Annotated in this window: 15 protein-coding genes; 6 read left to right on the top strand and 9 right to left on the bottom strand. The window is 57.5% G+C overall.

Features of this window, described 5'->3' with window-relative positions:
- The first annotated feature begins 196 nt into the window (after nucleotides 1–196).
- Complete coding sequence (locus NL528_RS39415; protein WP_309179720.1) at nucleotides 197–505, top strand: hypothetical protein; 309 nt, start codon at nucleotides 197–199, stop codon at nucleotides 503–505.
- 541 nt (nucleotides 506–1,046) lie between these two features.
- Entirely contained in the window at nucleotides 1,047–2,240 is a 1,194-nt protein-coding gene (locus NL528_RS39420) for a cytochrome P450 (protein ID WP_309179721.1), read from the top strand.
- Nucleotides 2,241–2,967: 727 nt separating this feature from the next.
- Here the strand turns inward: NL528_RS39420 and NL528_RS39425 are convergent.
- Entirely contained in the window at nucleotides 2,968–3,984 is a 1,017-nt protein-coding gene (locus NL528_RS39425; protein ID WP_309179722.1) for an integrase core domain-containing protein, read from the bottom strand.
- Nucleotides 3,985–4,659: 675 nt separating this feature from the next.
- Between NL528_RS39425 and NL528_RS39430 the strand changes: the two genes are divergently transcribed.
- Together NL528_RS39430 and NL528_RS39435 are read left to right on the top strand one after the other, a co-directional pair.
- Nucleotides 4,660–4,965 carry a hypothetical protein gene (locus NL528_RS39430; protein ID WP_309179723.1) on the top strand — a complete coding sequence of 102 codons (306 nt, stop codon included), beginning with the start codon at nucleotides 4,660–4,662 and terminating at the stop codon, nucleotides 4,963–4,965.
- On the top strand, nucleotides 4,966–5,367 hold the full coding sequence (locus NL528_RS39435; protein WP_309179724.1) for a hypothetical protein: 402 nt from the start codon (nucleotides 4,966–4,968) through the stop codon (nucleotides 5,365–5,367).
- 69 nt (nucleotides 5,368–5,436) lie between these two features.
- On the opposite strand, the gene NL528_RS39440 is transcribed toward NL528_RS39435, so the two are convergent.
- The 3 genes from NL528_RS39440 to NL528_RS39450 all read right to left on the bottom strand — a co-directional run bounded on the left by NL528_RS39440 (nucleotide 5,437) and on the right by NL528_RS39450 (nucleotide 7,340).
- Nucleotides 5,437–6,159, bottom strand: coding sequence for a hypothetical protein (locus NL528_RS39440; RefSeq protein ID WP_309179725.1), 723 nt, complete (start codon nucleotides 6,157–6,159; stop codon nucleotides 5,437–5,439).
- A 379-nt stretch (nucleotides 6,160–6,538) separates the two neighbouring features.
- Nucleotides 6,539–6,670 (bottom strand): hypothetical protein, encoded by a 132-nt coding sequence (locus NL528_RS39445; protein WP_309179726.1) that lies wholly within the window; start codon nucleotides 6,668–6,670, stop codon nucleotides 6,539–6,541.
- Between the two features lie 394 nt (nucleotides 6,671–7,064).
- Nucleotides 7,065–7,340, bottom strand: coding sequence for a hypothetical protein (locus NL528_RS39450; protein ID WP_309179727.1), 276 nt, complete (start codon nucleotides 7,338–7,340; stop codon nucleotides 7,065–7,067).
- A gap of 628 nt (nucleotides 7,341–7,968) precedes the next feature.
- Here NL528_RS39450 and NL528_RS39455 point away from each other — a divergent pair.
- Complete coding sequence (locus NL528_RS39455) at nucleotides 7,969–8,223, top strand: hypothetical protein (RefSeq protein WP_309179728.1); 255 nt, start codon at nucleotides 7,969–7,971, stop codon at nucleotides 8,221–8,223.
- Nucleotides 8,224–8,773: 550 nt separating this feature from the next.
- On the opposite strand, the gene NL528_RS47370 is transcribed toward NL528_RS39455, so the two are convergent.
- The 4 genes from NL528_RS47370 to NL528_RS39475 form a co-directional block, all read right to left on the bottom strand.
- Nucleotides 8,774–9,001, bottom strand: a complete 228-nt coding sequence (locus NL528_RS47370; protein WP_375143937.1) for a LysR substrate-binding domain-containing protein — start codon at nucleotides 8,999–9,001, stop codon at nucleotides 8,774–8,776.
- A 91-nt stretch (nucleotides 9,002–9,092) separates the two neighbouring features.
- Nucleotides 9,093–12,239, bottom strand: a complete 3,147-nt coding sequence (locus NL528_RS39465) for a multidrug efflux RND transporter permease subunit (RefSeq protein WP_309179730.1) — start codon at nucleotides 12,237–12,239, stop codon at nucleotides 9,093–9,095.
- A 5-nt stretch (nucleotides 12,240–12,244) separates the two neighbouring features.
- Nucleotides 12,245–13,402: an efflux RND transporter periplasmic adaptor subunit gene (locus NL528_RS39470; RefSeq protein ID WP_309179731.1), complete on the bottom strand. Its 1,158-nt coding sequence runs from the start codon at nucleotides 13,400–13,402 to the stop codon at nucleotides 12,245–12,247.
- 139 nt (nucleotides 13,403–13,541) lie between these two features.
- Nucleotides 13,542–14,066 carry an NYN domain-containing protein gene (locus tag NL528_RS39475; protein WP_309179732.1) on the bottom strand — a complete coding sequence of 175 codons (525 nt, stop codon included), beginning with the start codon at nucleotides 14,064–14,066 and terminating at the stop codon, nucleotides 13,542–13,544.
- A gap of 423 nt (nucleotides 14,067–14,489) precedes the next feature.
- Here NL528_RS39475 and NL528_RS39480 point away from each other — a divergent pair, with 423 nt between their 5' ends.
- Nucleotides 14,490–15,554: a LysR family transcriptional regulator gene (locus NL528_RS39480; protein WP_309179733.1), complete on the top strand. Its 1,065-nt coding sequence runs from the start codon at nucleotides 14,490–14,492 to the stop codon at nucleotides 15,552–15,554.
- Between the two features lie 388 nt (nucleotides 15,555–15,942).
- On the opposite strand, the gene NL528_RS39485 is transcribed toward NL528_RS39480, so the two are convergent.
- Nucleotides 15,943–16,572: an NYN domain-containing protein gene (locus NL528_RS39485; protein WP_309179735.1), complete on the bottom strand. Its 630-nt coding sequence runs from the start codon at nucleotides 16,570–16,572 to the stop codon at nucleotides 15,943–15,945.
- Nucleotides 16,573–16,708 lie beyond the last annotated feature (136 nt).

Raw genomic sequence — 16,708 nt, forward strand, 5'->3', positions numbered from 1 at the left:
CGCTCGGAACTCCGCCTGCCCTGCCGACATGCTATTCCCAGGCTTAGAGCCGAATATGCATTTGATGAATGAAATTAATATCGCCAGATATTTATGCATTGGCTTGATTGCGATTCCAGGACCAAGTTGCAGTTCGCAAGAACGAGGCTCGGTACCCACCGTTCTTTCGTTCCAATTTTCCGGAGGAGACCGCGGTATGCCCCAAAACGTGGAAACGACATGCCTCAATGCGACATTGTTCGAGCGGATGCGAGACATGCATCGGTCGTGGCTCGAAGGACTGCAGGACATACGGCAGATCGAATCTGATTTTGGCAGCCGGCTCCTGAATGCGAAGAACCCGTCGGAAGCGACGACGGTCTGCAAAGAGTGGATGGCGAAACGTCTGGAAATCGTCGCAGGCGAGCAGCAAAAATTCACGACCGCTTGGGTCGGGCTGATTTCGAAAGTTGCCACGTCGGCACCAGCGGTGTCCACCACTGAGCCAGATCAAGCTGCCTCTTGACTCGCGCAACCGGTCACCAAGACCGCAGATCGTTACGAGGGATGTCCCAATGTGCATAGCGGTGAAAATGCTGGCTCGCGGTAAGCGCGGTATTGGAGACAACGCCGCTCGCAACTCGGCGAGGTCCCTCAATTTTCGGACTTAAGTTGATAGACACGCCTTCATAAACTTTCCTTATAAGGCTGCTGAAATTTAAGCATTATCACGAAGACGACGCACCATCTATTGATGTCCCCACCAAAGACCGTTTAGGCGGTCTCCAACCGTGTTCGCTCCGCTTCAGGTGCTTTCCATGACGGGAAACCAACGCGACCAAAGGAATGGAACGGCAAGCGCCACAACTGCTCCGTTCTTGCGATTGATTGCCTTAGCGATTGCGATGGCCGCGTTTCTCTTGGCCTCATCCCTGTCCTGCGAACTCTCGCTTCGCACGGCGACCGGTTTGCCAGCCACCGCGAGATCGCTTGGCCCGAATTGATCCGTTATAGGGCGGCCGCCACAAGCCCGAACGACACCTTGACACATATGTGGACTTTACCCAATGGAGCTGGACTGCCGAGATGACCGGAAAACGTCTTTCCATAACGGGGCATACGACCAACCCGCATTTGAACGCATATCGCGCAAAGTCGTCAGGATTCGCGGCATAAACCTTGCGCGGCAAGTGCTTCGCAGCGCCGGTTTCCGTCAAGCGGGCTTCATGGCGGAACTTGCAAGCCGCTTCACCAGGAGTAGCGGCGCGCCAGTTCTCTTCCAGGAGGGTGAGGCCCATCGGAAGCAACGGAGCGCCACGGCGCCCTTCTTTGCGCCCAAGATGGTTGCCACGCGTTATCGCCAACTCATTGCGGAGAAAAGCGCGCGTCTAATGAACGATTTGCGTTCACCTGGCCACGCCGACCTTGATACGATGGGAATGGAGTTGTCGGTCGCTGTGACCGCCGAGATAGTGGGGCCGACCGATAGCAGTCAGTCAGGCTTGTCGAACCGATTGAACAGCTTTTTGGCAGACAAGGATCGGGAGAGCGTCGGCACGCTCGCAAATTCCGTAAGAATGGCCCTCGCCTTCTATCGGATGCTGCGGTTCTTTTTTTGCGACGTGATGCCGGCTATTCGATCACGCCGCGCCTTGGGGCGCGACGACATTATTTCTCATCTGATTGATCAAGGTTACAGCACGCGCGAGATTCTTACCGAGTGCATAACCTACGGCGGTGCGGGCGTCGCCACCACCCGCGAGCTGATCGTTGTCGCGGCTTGGCACCTCTTTGATAGCCCGGATCTGCGGAAGCGATTTCTAGATAGTGACGAAACCGGCCGGATCGTTGTACTGGAGGAGGTGCTTAGGCTTGAGCCTGTCGTAGGTGCGCTTTATCGCCGCGCCGAACAGGATATGGTCCTGAACGACAGCGGACGAACGGAAGGCGTAACCGCCGGCACGCTGCTTGCGATAGACATCCGTGCAGTGAACGCCGATCCCGCGGCCGCGGGAGTTTGCCCTCACAGACTCGATCCGGATCGACAGATTCAGGATCACAGATTGCCCCGAAGCCTGATGAGCTTTGGCGATGGCCCCCACCGGTGTCCCGGAGCAGCAGTCGCCCTGCAGGAAAGCGTAATTTTCCTCGAGCAGCTTTTTCGGATTCCCGGGATCCGACTTGCCCGGACACCGACGATCGCATCGAATTTGGTCGTCGAAAGCTATGAACTTCGCGGCGCCATCGTTACCTGCATCTGAATACGCGTCGGCTTTTGGCATTCGTGCGCTTGTGAGGCGCTGGCCTACGGAACGAACAGTGCTTTCCTCATGAACGGTGTCGATGGCGATCATGACAAATTCGCATTCGCGTAACTCGATCGCAAGCACCATCTCTGCATGGCTTGCTCTTGGAGTCGCCCAAGCAAGACAGTTCAAGACGATCCTACACGATCACCACGTGGTTTGATGCGTTGGTCCACTGTTCGGAATGCCGGACATCTCGCCCGATGGCGATCAAGACAATCAAACCTGGAGTGTTCGGCGGCAGGGACGAGATCATTTATCAGTGCACGAAGTGCGAAGCGGAAACGGCTAAATTTGGCGAGTAAGACGTAGCTATCTGGGGGATTGAAATCCAGAGGCGGGCTAATCCATTGAAATCATTTTTTAATCTTGGTTGCGGGGACACGCACCACCCGATTCTTGCGATTGGTCGAACGGGCGATTCCCCAGTTCGCCGCATAGCAACGCTTACTATGGCTAGGGACGTGGGTTCGAATACCTCTACGTCCGACATTCCACCGAATCTGCGATATAGCGCGACATTCTGCGACGCAGCCGCCGACGGGTTCGGAATCACATCACATTGGTCACCGACGCTACGGCGGCTTTCTCGGCCGGGATGAAAGCGGCTGCAACGAACTCCCGATGTTCGCACACGCCACCAAAGCATTGATGTCGCGGCTTCCCTGTGTGTACCGACAACTTAAACGCGGGCGTAGCGGTGATGAAGTCCGCCCAGGATGGCGCGTGAACTGATCACACCGGTTCGCTGAACCGGGCGAGAAACCGGCGCATCCTTGTTCAAGGATCGATGGTTTCTGTCGCAATTGTAATAGCCGGCGTAGGATTTCAGAATTCGGCGCAGATGCGCCTCGCCCAAGATAATGATGTTGTCGACACATTCACGCCGGATCGATCCGATCAGCCGTTCGGCAAAGCCATTCAGCCATGGCGAGGCGGGTGTAATGGGCCTGTCCCGGATCCCCATAGCGCGCAATCGGCGTGTGACGACCGCACCATAGATGCGATCCCGGTCGCGGATCATGTAGCGCGGAGCTTCATTCCACGGGAATGCTTCTGTGATCTGGCGCGCAACCCATTCCGCGGTCGGATGTGTTGTGACGCTGATCCAGACCAGCTCTCTGCGATCGAGCCGCACTATGATGTAGGCGTAGAGCAGGTCGAAGCCAATGGTCGGGATAACGAACAGGTCCATGGCGGCAATATCTTGAGCATGATTACGCAGAAAGGTGCGCCATCCCTGGCTTGGCGGCCCGGGTCGCTTGACCATGTATTTGGCGACACTCGACTGCGCGACTTCAAACCCGAGCTTGAGCAGCTCACCGTGAATGCGTGGCGCCCCCCAAAACGGGTTCTCCATGCTCATTAGCCGGATCAGCGCGCGCAGCTCCGCGTCGATTTGTGGCCGCCCTCCCCGTCGACGCGATTTCCAACGCCAGTAGCAGCGAAAGCCGGCCCAGTGCCAACGCACGAGCGTCTCGGGCCAAATGATTGTGAGAACCTGCAGGATTGATGGAAACCAGCGATATAGCTGGATAAAGAACCAGCGATCATTGTTCGTGAGCCGGACGCGACCATGCAGCCTACGCTTCAAGACACCCAACTGATGTCGAAGCACCGCGTTCTCAGCTTCAAGCCGCAACTTCGACTTGAATGGCGAGGCCAGGATGGCCAGTACAAAGTAGGCCAGCGCGATCATTGCGCCAACTTAGCCGATTCTATCGCTCAAGAACTCGGGATAAGGTTTTCGGTACACACAGGCCTTGGTGGACAGAACATGACTTGATGATCGCTGATCGAGTACAACGCGGGCCGTCGCGCTTGCGATCATCGGACCGATTTCGCTGGGACTGGCCCAGATAGCGCGAACCAACTCGGAGGGCCGCCGCTGGATGGCTGCCAAGGTCGGTGAAGGATCTGGCTTGGGTGTTATGAAGCTCCTTCATGCAGTGGGTGCTGAAAGATCATTTGGCTCAAGCGCTTTCAGGGCCTAGGTGTTTCCGAGTTAAGGAGGGCATCTGGAGTTCCGGGTCGAGCCGGAGATTCCCGCGGACGACCGACGAACCGCTACCGGAACGTATAAGCCGAAAAACTCCGACAACTTCAGCGACTGAACTGCATGTTGGTCGTTGATGCGTCGAAGCGTCCACTGGCCCGAAGGAGCTTCGACATCCAGCCCGCTCACCGTTACCCGCGGTGGGCGGGATTCTTTTTGCGAAACCGAACAGCACCTCACCACCGCGCCGATTCGCGTTGAGCGGAGTTTACGGTCCATGGTGGAAGGCAACATGATCAAAAATACGGAAACGACAGGCTTCGACAATGCCTGTTCGAGCGGATGACAGACATGCCTTCGGACGGAGATCGCGCTGTCATGAACGATATCGATGACGATCGTGACGAATTGGCATTCGCAAAACTCGATCTCGCGCGCTATCTCAGCATGCCGTGCTCTTCTCATCGAAGGCGCCGGCCATTGGGTGCAGCAGGAACAGCCGCAGCAGGTCAGTCACTTGCTGTTGCAATTCGTGAAGCAGGCCGGAGAGCGCGAGAACCGGTGAGTTCATCACCGGTTCTTTATCAGTCTGACATCATGGCGAGGTTGTCGCAGGAACCATCTTTCGATGGCAGCCTTGCCGAAATCGGGCAATGCGCACTGCAACATCAATTGGAGGAATAAATGGAAAAGAAGATCGCTGGACTGTTGGGAGCCGTGGCGACGCTCGGGGTATTTAATGCCGCAGAGGCCGCGCCAATTGCCAGTCCTGCGCCGACCGACGTCTTGAGGGCCAATTCCTTCGCCGACCTGCTTGAACCGATCCCGAATGCGGCTTCGCTGCTGCAGGCGATCGATGAATCCGCTCCGGCCCAGTCAGCGGACGAAAATGTCCAAACGGTTCAGTTCTACGATCATCATCACCACCATCATCACCATCACCACAGCTTTTATCGCCGATATAATTATGATGATGGATATGCGCCCCGCGTCATCATTGTGCCGCGCCGATACCGTTACTATCACGACCATCATCATCATCATCATCATCATCATCATCACAGCTTCTACCGCCGCGACGATTGAACGAGCGTAGTCGCGCCCATCGGTGATGAACAAACAGGACCTTAGGGGTCCTGTTTGCTTGTGGGCTGCTCAGTCCTGGCGGGCTTTTTCCTTCGCCGCGCGATGAAGATGCCGATAGGTGCCGTCGAACACGGTGTCTGTCGAGGAGGTCCATTCGGTCCCGGCCGATAGCGTCGGCCGGCTATGATAGATGCGCCGCGCCTGCAGTTCGCGCTCGGCCGATTCCTCCTCGCCCATCTTCTCGAGCTCGAAGGAAGCTTCCTCCGGGATCACGATGATCTGCGCCAACGGCTCGTTCGACCTGAAAATGTGGGTGCGGCCCTCGGCGGGCGCTTTGAAGACGCAAAAGAACATCATCGGCCACCAGTTGCGTATCAGCGCCGGCACCGCGATCGGCACGGTGTCGGTGCGGTCGGTATAAAACCGCGGGTGAGGTTCGGTCCTGATCGCCATGCCCTTCTCGACCTTGAGATCGAGAAGGATCTGGTAGGTGTAAAAATGGTCGCCGAAGTTGCGGAACGGCGGCCAGTGCACGCCTCCCTCGGGCGGCGGTCCCCAATCTCCCTCCATGATCAAATGGCCGTCTTTGGTGCTGACGTGCAGTTCGTTGTCATAGGGATAAAACAATTCGATCCCGTATTGCGCGCCTTCCGAAAACGGAACGCAATGCCACACCTGTTCGCGCGAACCATCGGCGCGTGGTTCGCGCTTGCCTGCCCATCCGGGAATCTCGAGCTTGGTCCGGCGCGGCGCCAGCCGCGGATCGTTCAAGCGGTATTTGACCTTGTCCATGGAATCTCCCGGTTGATGCTCGGAGCGATAGGAACTCGAACGGACGCCAGCCGTAACGGTTCCAAATCGCGGGATTTGCAGGGTAATGGAGAAACTATCCGACTTTCTGCCGCAGCGAATTGACCCCGCCCCATCGACCCTCTGGGTCGCTCATCTCTCGCATCCCTGAATTTATCTGACAGATAGCCCGCCGGCGTGAACCGGCGGGGTCTTTTCAGGCCAGCATATTATCCGCAGATCTGGACCGGTCGAACCCGCCAGCCGTGGCGGGTATGCACGCGGCGACGGACAACGTAGCAACCGCCGTCATCATAGTAGTCGTCATCGTATGAGTAAGGATAGTATCCGTCATAGTAGCCGTAGGATCCGAGGCCGAACCCTACAAACGCACGTCGGTGAAATCCGCGGTGAAATCCTCCGCGAAACCCTCCACCGTGAAAGCCACGGCTCGCGAAACCTCCATGAAAGCCGCCACCGCGGAAGCCTCCTCCACCACCAAATCCACCGCCATGGAAGCCTCCTCCGCCAAAGCCGCCTCCGTGACCGCCGCCACCTCCGCCACCACGAGCGAATGCCGCAGTTGGTTGAGCCAAGCCGACCGCTGCCAGTGCGAACAAGGCTATAATCGTTCTCCGCATCATGCTTACTCCCTTGGGACGACATCGCTACCCGAGGATAGAACACTTTTGCAGCGGGATTATTCGGCGATCAGACAGCGTTCGCAGTAAACTGACCGTGAGCCAGCGGCCTACTGATCATCGGCGGCGGCGTAAGAGTGCTGCGACTGATCGACTGACTATTTCCAACAAGAAAAAACCGCCGGCGTGAACCGGCGAATCTGTGCTATGAATGAACCCGATCAAACAACGGGGTTCGATCATGGCGGCATTCATCCTCAACGCGATTTACCGCCAATTTCTCAGAAGCTCGCGCTGCCCGGAATGCGCAAGCACCAGCTCCTTCGCTGATTGGCAGCCGATGAAACGAGGATCTGGCCCCTCGTGCAGTTCTGTCAAATACGCCAGGCCGTAGATCGTGAGCTGCTCGGCATCATGCTGGCCAGCAGACGCGAGGTTTTCAATATATCGGCTAATTTTTTGCCTTGAATCCGCAGTTCGCTCGGCATCAAGGGGGCGCATCGATTGGTAGGCGTTCAAAATACGTTCAACCACGTCATTCATCGCAAAACTCCAAAAAAAACGCACTGCAATAGCCGCAGTGCATCATCTCGGATTTTGGCCGTCAACCCCACCGGAACACCGAGGCGCGGACCTGAGCCCGCGCCCCCTTGCTGGCCGTTACAGCTTGAGTCGCCTCGAGCCGAGGGTGGCCGGCCACGGGTCAGGGCACGCTTGTCGGCGTTCGTCTGCAGCCCGACCAGCTTGATGATCTGGATAGTTAGACAAAGAAGCATGCGCCCGACCTATCCCGCCCCGAACCCCATCCGCCGCCTGGTCGAGCTCGGGCTGAAGGCGAAGGGAAAATGAAGCAGTGCGCTGGCTTGGCGGCATTTTTGTATTGGCCGTAATCGCCATAACGTTTGCGATTTATTCGGATATCGCCATGACGCGTTGTGCAGCTGGATCGTTCTTTGCCGTGCTTGGTTAGTGCACCGCTTATCGATAATGCCCCGCCATGACTCCAGGATCGCCGCTGGTGCGTCTTTGCCCGCAAGGCTGTCCGGCACCGGCCACCGCGAGAAACGAATCCTGAGGGCTGGGCAGGTGGCAAGGATTGGCCGCGTCACGGGGGAGCGGGCATCGATCGCGCACCGACCAGTTGCTCACGGTCAGGTCGCGCGGGCTCTTGATGAGCCACTTTCATAATGCTGCTGATAAACGAGCATTATCCGCGACCGTGTTGCGCGCCGTATGTTTGCCGGAAACGCGGGAGGTACACATTTTCAATATCGTAAGGCGCCGGGATTTCATGCTCGGGCAAGATGTGCCGACGAAGCAAGAGGCCGAAAAAGCCCGCGACGAATACGGCGGAGAATACGTCGTGGTTCAGGCCCTTGAAGAAGATCAGCACCCAGAGTTGCCGCCGGTTCCGGTCGGGAAGTAGCTGTGCGATCCGAGGGTGCCAGCAAGCCCTCACGGGCGGCTTTCGCCCACCCGCAACCTACGATAGTCTGCTGCAAAGCTGGCGGGGAGCAGGTTATGGAAGACTGGACAAAGAGATCGGACGAGGAAGTTTTTTCAAAAGTTGAGAGCAGCCCGACTCGCAAGCATCCTATTGGCGAGACATCGAAATTAAGCGTCGGGTTTATCTGCTCCAAAAGCAACTGCTCCATGCTCAGATTGATGCCGTAGAAACGCAGAAGGCGGCTACGACCGAGGCCGTGAAACAATCGACCTTTATGCTCTACTCGACGATCGACAATGGGCGCTCCGGCCCGTGAAAGAGAACGGCAATTTGAGAGGCATCGCGATTTGATCGAACGCATGGCATCCGATGTTTGGGACACCGCCAACGGGGTTAGTCTGGTCAGTATCTCCGTAGAGCACATCCGTTTCGCTTGATTCTACAAGGGCAATTCTCGTGACAAAAGACGGGACGCACGGCAAGCTGCCTGAATGGCAAAGACGCTCGTCGGTTTGGGCTACAGCAATATTCATGGCTCAGCCCGCCCTCTTTCGAGGCAGGCGATCATTTTTTGTGTTATCGAGAGCCTGTTGATGCAGGTAACCGCGGAGGTGCAAAGCAATGGCACGCGCACCAAACCGACATCGAGCGTTCCCTCCTCAACACTTCGGACGATGCTGATCGAAGTTGCTTCCCGCAAGTCAAGTTCGACACCCGGATATTCAGATCGAAATTGGGAAAGCAACCTCTGAAGCATTCCATAGGTAGTCGAGCCAACAAAACCGATGTGCAGGATGCCTCCGGTCCCACAGTGGGCTCCCTTCGCCGGCCTCAGCTAAAGCTTGAGCCTATTCGGCGGGGCTTGAATGACGTTTTTCTTTTCGAGCGAACATCTCTCCCGACCGCTCGTGCAATCTCTGCCAGGTGACATACAGCATCGGAATCATGAAAACTCCGATAGTGCTTGCCGCGATCATGCCAACGAAGACCGGCGTACTCACATCATGTCGTGCAATTTCGGACGCGCCTTTCGCCCAGACGAGCGGCAACAGGCCGAGAATGAATGCGATTGATGTCATCATCACCGCCCGGAAACGCATTCTCGCTCCCAATGCCGCGGCTTCCTCGATACTCACGCCCTGCTCGCGCTGCTCCTTGGCAAATTCGACGATCAGGATGCCATTCTTTGCCGCGAGCGCAATCAGAACAACCAAGCCAATCTGCGCATAGAGGTCCAGGGTCAGTTTTGCAGTCATAACGCCTGCAACTGCACCGAGGACGCCGACGACCACCGACAGTAGGACCGGCACGGGAATGATCCAGCTTTCGTACAAAGCGACCAGGAACAGAAAGGCGAACAACAGTGCGAGCCCAAGGATTATCCCAGTCTGTCCGGCCGCCCTCTGCTCTTGGAATGCTGTGCCCGTCCACTCATAGGAGTAACCGGGCGGGAGCGTTTTCGCCGCGACTTCCGCCATTGCAGCAATGGCAGTGCCGGACGCAACGCCCGGAGCAGGTCCGCCGTTAATCGTCACCGAACGGTAGTTGTTGTAGCGCGTTAACACTTGAGGCCCCGTGACAGTACGAAGCGCGGCAATGGACTGCAGCGGCACCATCGTGCCTTGAGCATTGCGGATATGGATATTCCAGAACGCCGAGTTATCCCGCCTATTCTCCGCTTCACCTTGCAGGTTGACTTGCCAGGTGCGTCCAAACAGATTGAAGTTATTGATGAAGAACCCTCCTAGCGTCGCCTGCAAGGTGGTGAAGACGTCGCTAACGTTCAACCCGAGGGATTGAGCTTTCTCGCGATCGATGTCCAGATTAAGCGATGGTGCATTTGCGGTGTATGTCGAAAACACCCGCGCGAGACGTGGGTCTCGGTTGGCTGCGGCGAGGAGTCCCTGTACCACGCTTGCCATGGAGGCAGGATCAGCGCCCTCCAGATTTTCCAACTGGAATTCAAAACCTCCGCTGGTCGATAGGCCTATCACAGGCGGCAGATTGAAGGGAAAGACGATCGCCGTGCGGATCTGCTGCGCTGCGCTAAACAACTGCGCGATCGACGCCTGCACGGAATCGGCAGTCTTCGTGCGATCCTCGAAGGGTCGCATTTTCGCGACCAAGAATGCATTATTGCTTGCCGAGTAGCTGTCGAGCAGCGAGTAACCCACGATCGAGATCGTATCCTGTACCTGCGGCATGGTTTTGATCAGGTTCTCGACCTGCTTCACGATTTCGGTCGTGCGATTGACCGAAGCGCCGTCGGGCAATTGTACATTGACGAAGAACACGCCCTGATCCTCCTCGGGCAGAAATCCCGTCGGAGTCAGTCGCACGACACCGAAGATGCCTAGGCCAAAGAAGGCAACAAGGACGAGTGAAAGGGCCGAGAAACGCAACAGCCGGTGCACAATCAAACTGTATCCGTCGCGTACGTGATCTATGCCCCGGCCGATACGTCCCAGGATACCGCGTCGCGCTCCGGAGTGCCGCAGGAAGACGCCGCACAGGGCCGGAGAGAGCGTCAGCGCATTGATGGCCGAGATCACCATTGCCGCACTGATTGTAACCGCAAACTGCCTGAACAACGCGCCCGAAATGCCTGGAATAAAGCCGACCGGAACGAAAACCGACAACAACACCAATGTAATCGCGATAATCGGTGCGGTGACCTGCTCCATCGCCTTCTTGGTGGCGTCCGCGACCGGAAGGTCCGGCTCCTCCTCCATCACGCGCTCGACATTTTCGACAACAACAATCGCGTCATCGACGACAATGCCAATCGCCAGCACCAATGCGAGCAGTGAGACAGTATTAGCCGAATAACCCAACGCCAACATGACCGCGAAAGCGCCAACAAGACTGACAGGCACGGCGATGACCGGCACAATGGTGGCGCGAACATTGCCGAGAAAGAGGAACACTACGATTGCAACGAGAACGAACGCTTCGAGCAAGGTCTTGATGACTTCACGTATGGTGTCGGTCACGAAAAGAGTCGAGTCGTAAACGGCACGAACCTTCAATCCCTCGGGAAAGCGCGCACCCACCTTGTTGAGTGTTGCTTCCACGCCATTCGCGGTCTCGATGGCATTTGCCCCGGGAGCCAGGTAGATGCCAATTCCAACGGCCGGCGAGCCGTTAAGCCGGCTATCGGAATCATCGTTCTGGGCCCCCATCTCGACGCGTGCCACATCCCGCACGCGGAGCACCGAGCCATTCGCGCTGGCACGAATCACGATATTGCCGAACTCATCAGGCGTCGTCAGACGTCCCTGTGTCTGCACATTCATCTGGAATTGTTGATCGGCGGGGACCGGGCGCGCACCAATCCGGCCGACCGCTGCCTGAATATTCTGTGCCTGAACAGCACGGACGACATCCGATGGCGAAAGCCCGAGGCTTGTCAGCCGCGACACGTCAAACCAGATTCGCATCGAATAATTTAGGCGTCCAAACAGACTGGCCTGCCCAACGCCTGGTGTCCGCGACAATTCGTCGAGAACATTGATGACGGCATAGTTTGTAATGAACAACGGATCGAACTTGCTATCGTCGCCATAAAGCAGCACGAACTGCAGGATCGACGACGATTTCTTTTGGACCGTAAGCCCCTGGGCTTGAACTTCAGGCGGTAACTGCGCAAGGGCGGTCTGCACCCGGTTATTGACGTTGACGGTGTCGATATTGGGATCGGTTCCGAGCTCAAAGCTAACGGTGAGTGTATAAGTGCCGTCGGCGCCGCTACTGCTCTTCATGTAGAGCATCTTGTCTACGCCGACGATCTGGGCTTCGAGCGGCTGAGCCACGGTCGCTTCCAACACCGCAGCGGAGGCCCCCGGATAATTCGCGGTGACCTGCACCTGAGGCGGTACGATGTCGGGCAATTGTGCGATCGGAATGCGCGACAGTGCCAGCAAACCGGCGAGCGTCGTAACGATGGCGATGACGATGGCAAGCCGGGGCCGATCGATAAAAACAGACGAAATCATGGATCTCAGCTCCGTCCGGGTGCGGGGGCGGCCGGTGCCGGCGCGACCGCAGCGTTGGGCCGGGCGCGCTGAATTCCGTCGACGATCACTTGCTCCCCCTCTTTGAGGCCATCAGCAACGGCTGCTACTTCCGGTGTCGATTGACCAAGGCGCACGCGGCGCTGATGGGCGATGTTTCCGGCGTCGACAACGTAAACATAATCACCTTGCTGATCTGACAAGATCGCTGCCCGCGGCACCGCGAGAACCTGAAGGGGCTCGACTGCTTCAAGCAGAACGGTGACGAACTCGTCGTTTTGAAGTTCCTGGACTGCGCCGTAGCTACCTGAGCTGGCCGGTATGACGGGATTAGGAATGGTTCCTCGCAAAATGATCGTATCTGTATCCTGCGCCACGTTGACATCGACAAAATCCAGCTTGCCTACCTGACCGTACATCTTGCCGTTTGGCAGACGTATCTGGATCTTCACCGCATCGAATCCACCTTTATCTGCAAAGCGATCACGCAGTTCGAGCACGCGGCGCACAGCGATCGGAAACACCACATACATCGGGTCGGTGCCGACAATCGTCGTAAGAACACCGGTCGTGGGGCTGACGACATTTCCGATCGTGACCGCGGTGCGACCGATCCGGCCATCGATCGGCGAACGAATTTCGGTGTAGTCGAGATTGATCTGGGATTGATGGAGCTGGGCCCGGGCGGATTGCAACTGAGCGTCAAGCGTACGTTTTGCGGCAAGCGCGCTATCAACGGCGACCTGCGTGCCTGCGGATTTCTCCAGCAGTTCCTGCGCCCGACTAAGTGTGACGTTGGCGTTTTCAAGTTGCGCCTGGGCCTGGGCCACCGCGCCCTGCTTGGCCTCCACATCGGCCTCAAAGGGTGCGCGCTCGAGTTTGTAGAGGAGATCGCCGGTCTTAACGTCTGCGCCCTCGGCAAACAGCCGTTCGTTCATAAAGGCAGTTACGCGTGCCACCACGTTGACGCGTTGGGGCGCCTGAATGCGACCGTTGATTTCCGTGCTTTCCGCCATCGGACGCTTTTGTGCGGAAATTACGCCGACAGCCGGAGGCGCTCCCGGGCCAGCCTGTCCCATTGCCGGCGAAGCCAACAACAGCGGTAAGCCCAACAACACCATGCTGCGAAGAGCAGAAACGATCATCAGCACATCCTTATCGATCGGAACGACGCGAAGGCACCAAATCAAATTCAGTCCCGACACCGTTGCCGACCATCCATATCGGGCACATCAACGAATCCCCCGCCCGGTCCGCCGACCTGAAGTATGAGTGAGTACATATCTAGCCGGCTCTAGGCGCCCGCCTCCGTACGCATTGCAGCGTTATGGACTGGGACCGTGCGGAGCCGGGGTGTTCGGACGGATCGTGGCCGAGCTTGGACTGCAGCTCCACAAGATCGGTGAAGACGCCGGCCTGGCGCCGCAACTCGTCGGCGATCATCGGCGGCTGGCTCGAAATCGCCGAGACCACTGTGACGCAGACGCCGCAACGCTGCACCGCCTCGACCGGCGAACGGAAGTCGCCGTTGCCGGAGAACAGTACGATCTCATCGACGTGCTCGGCGAGCTCCATCGCATCGACCACGAGCTGGACGTCCATGTGGCCCCTAAATCTTGCGGCAGCCGCTGGCGTCGATGAATTCCTTGGTGGCTTTTGTGACGACGGTGTACCGGCTTGCGCCAATGCCTCATAGACGCCAGCTTGATAGGCGGCCAGCGCGCCGCCACCTTGGAGCAGCAACGCAGTGCACTCGAAGGGCGGGCGATGCTGAACGTCGTGGGTCTTCCTTTGATTGACTGTCGGCATGATTAGAAGGGCTCTCCAGGCTGCACTCGCCACGGGCGCGTTTGCCCAGCGTGCCGGCTCTTGAGGGTCGCGAAGTCGAATGATGCTGAACGCCTTTGCCTTTAGGGCCATGCAAGGTTGTTAATGACCCCAGAGATTTCAGTCAGCTCCACGGCGTCTGGAATGGATGTGTGAAAGGCTCCCAGCCGCTCCACCAGTTGATACCGATGGCAACGAGAAGCAGTACAAGGCATAGGCTCATTTGGCTTTCTCCTCAGCTTGTTGAGGTAGTCCTTCAGAGTCTGCTGAAAGTCCCGGGCCCAGCTGGCCGATGTCCATTTTTGGTGCCGCTTTTCGTCCCCTGCGGGCCTGACTCTAAAAACATAGTGCCGGCAATTTGATTATGCTAATGCATATTAATCAAGAACATCATTACGTTGGTTCATGATGGACATCGATCTCAATCTGCTGCGGATTTTTGATATCCTGTGTGACGAGCGCAACGTCACCAGGGCGGCGGCTCGTCTTTTCCTCACGCAGTCAGCGGTCAGTCATGCGCTCGCGCGGCTCAGGGAGGTGCTGGGAGATCCGCTGTTCATGCGCATTCCCTCAGGCTTGCAGCCGACGGCGCGCGCGCACCAGCTTGCGCCACGACTGCGCGTGGCGCTGGCCGAGATCCGCAGCGCGGTCGCAACCCCGATGTTCGACCCGGCCAAGGCCCGCCAGCGCTTTGTCATTGCGGCTAGTCCCTATTTTTGCATGCTGATCGTTCCCAGCCTGATCGCGCTCGCGCGCAAATCTGCGCCGGGCATCACCTTGCAGATCGTCAACATCAGCGCTGATGTTGCTCAGGCACTCGACCAGCAGCAGGTCGATCTCGCATTAGGCGCGTTTGACAAAGTTCCGCCCCGCCTCCGATCCGAGGTGCTGTTTCACGATGAGAAAGCGTGGGCAATCGGCACCCATCATCCTCTCGCTAAACAACCGTTCGACCATGCCGCCTTCCTCGCCGGGCCCCGTCTTGCCATCGGCCTCGCCAGGGCGGCCGACAAATCGCGTGAACCACCGTCACGTAACGATCTTGTGTTTCGCGTCATCCTGGAGACTGACCATGAAGCGGATTCACCTCGATCGGCCCATCGCACCTCAACGTCGATGATGGTATATGACGCGCAGACCGCAATGGCCGTCGCCGCTGCAACGGACATGGTCGCGCTTGTCCCACGTCGCTACGCCGAGGCTTGCCCGAGCTCAGGGCAGATCAGGATTATCGACTTTCCTCGGGATCACGCGGAGATGATCGAACTCTCGATGCTGTGGCACAGCCGTGTTCATGGCGACCCCGGGTCACTATGGCTGAGGGTGCTCATTCGCGAGGCTGTCAAGCTGAGTTCCGATACCCTGCGACCGCGGGGCTCCGTGAACAGGAGGAGCGCATCTGCAAGCGCCGGAAAGAAAGCCAAAAAAGTGCCGACTCCCACCAGGCGCGCCAAAGGCTCCCTTACTTAGTGGCCTTGCTGGTTAGAGCGCGACTTGATGATCGCTGATCGAGTCAACGCAGCCGTCTTACTTACGATCATCGGACCGATTTCTTGGGGTTGGTCTAGATAGCGCGAACCGACTCGCAATGCCCAAGGTCGGTTAAGGATCAAACTTCAAGGATCTAGCTTTGTTGTTGTGAACCTTGTTCAAGTAGTGGGTGGTGAAAGATCATTGGCTCAAGCGCTTTCAGGGCCTAGATGGCGGATCTCCGAGTGATCGAGTCGGATAGGCGGCAATGGCGCCGTTCGCTCCCATGAGGTTGTTAGCCGCGTGACGCGTCCTGCTCGCACGCGGTGACAATCGTGCGTCTGACAACTCACAGCGCTTAGCCGGGCTGCAGCGCTTTAGGAATCCGTCAACCCTTGAAGGGTCCAGGTGTCGGGTCGCCTTTCAAGGGCGTCCGCCGGTGGACGTTATGCGTTGAATGCAGACTGGCTTCGCGAGGAGTTGGGCGCTCGAGTGGGCTCCGAGCGATATAGGACTGCAAATCCGTCAGATCGGTGAACACGTCGGCCTGGCGGCGAAGTTCGTCGGCGATCAATGGAGGCTGGCTGGAAATCGTGGAGACCACCGTGACGCGAACACCGCGTCGCTGCACGGCTTCGACCAACGAGCGAAAATGTCCGTCCCCGGAGAAAAGCACGATGTGATCGAGGCGATCGGCAAGCTCCATCGCATCGACTGTAAGCTCGATGTCCATGTTGCCCTTGACTTTCCGGTGGCCGTTGGCATCGATAAATTCCTTGGTAGGTTTGGTAACCACGGTGAAGCCGTTGTAATCGAGCCAATCGAGGAGCGGGCGAACTGAGAACTCCTGATCTTCAATGACTGCGGTGTAGTAAAATGCGCGCACCAGCGTGCCGTGGCTCTGAAATTCCTTTAGAAGCCGTTTGTAGTCGATATCGAAGCCGAGCGCCTTGGCGGTCGAATAAAGATTGGCCCCGTCGATGAAGAGCGCCGTTCTGTTAGCTGAAGAAACTGTCATTTGTCGCTCGTTCGTTTCTGAGCTAATTTCTTTGGCGGCGTGCCGTAGCGGAGTTGGTAGGAATTGAGGGTGGCGTAGTCTCCGGGGTGTTCAACCTCGAATCATCCGGCGTTGAAGCGCTGGACTGGAGACCACG

This window comes from Bradyrhizobium sp. Ash2021 (assembly GCF_031202265.1).
Lineage (GTDB): Bacteria > Pseudomonadota > Alphaproteobacteria > Rhizobiales > Xanthobacteraceae > Bradyrhizobium.

Bases quoted from the DNA above. Each gene is read 5' to 3' on its own strand.
- NL528_RS39415 (WP_309179720.1), top strand. From the start codon at position 197: ATGCCCCAAAACGTGGAAACGACATGCCTCAATGCGACATTGTTCGAG.
- NL528_RS39420 (WP_309179721.1), top strand. From the start codon at position 1,047: ATGGAGCTGGACTGCCGAGATGACCGGAAAACGTCTTTCCATAACGGG.
- NL528_RS39425 (WP_309179722.1), bottom strand. From the start codon at position 3,984: ATGATCGCGCTGGCCTACTTTGTACTGGCCATCCTGGCCTCGCCATTC.
- NL528_RS39430 (WP_309179723.1), top strand. From the start codon at position 4,660: ATGAACGATATCGATGACGATCGTGACGAATTGGCATTCGCAAAACTC.
- NL528_RS39435 (WP_309179724.1), top strand. From the start codon at position 4,966: ATGGAAAAGAAGATCGCTGGACTGTTGGGAGCCGTGGCGACGCTCGGG.
- NL528_RS39440 (WP_309179725.1), bottom strand. From the start codon at position 6,159: ATGGACAAGGTCAAATACCGCTTGAACGATCCGCGGCTGGCGCCGCGC.
- NL528_RS39445 (WP_309179726.1), bottom strand. From the start codon at position 6,670: ATGGCGGTGGATTTGGTGGTGGAGGAGGCTTCCGCGGTGGCGGCTTTC.
- NL528_RS39450 (WP_309179727.1), bottom strand. From the start codon at position 7,340: ATGAATGACGTGGTTGAACGTATTTTGAACGCCTACCAATCGATGCGC.
- NL528_RS39455 (WP_309179728.1), top strand. From the start codon at position 7,969: ATGAGCCACTTTCATAATGCTGCTGATAAACGAGCATTATCCGCGACC.
- NL528_RS47370 (WP_375143937.1), bottom strand. From the start codon at position 9,001: ATGCTTCAGAGGTTGCTTTCCCAATTTCGATCTGAATATCCGGGTGTC.
- NL528_RS39465 (WP_309179730.1), bottom strand. From the start codon at position 12,239: ATGATTTCGTCTGTTTTTATCGATCGGCCCCGGCTTGCCATCGTCATC.
- NL528_RS39470 (WP_309179731.1), bottom strand. From the start codon at position 13,402: ATGATCGTTTCTGCTCTTCGCAGCATGGTGTTGTTGGGCTTACCGCTG.
- NL528_RS39475 (WP_309179732.1), bottom strand. From the start codon at position 14,066: ATGCCGACAGTCAATCAAAGGAAGACCCACGACGTTCAGCATCGCCCG.
- NL528_RS39480 (WP_309179733.1), top strand. From the start codon at position 14,490: ATGATGGACATCGATCTCAATCTGCTGCGGATTTTTGATATCCTGTGT.
- NL528_RS39485 (WP_309179735.1), bottom strand. From the start codon at position 16,572: ATGACAGTTTCTTCAGCTAACAGAACGGCGCTCTTCATCGACGGGGCC.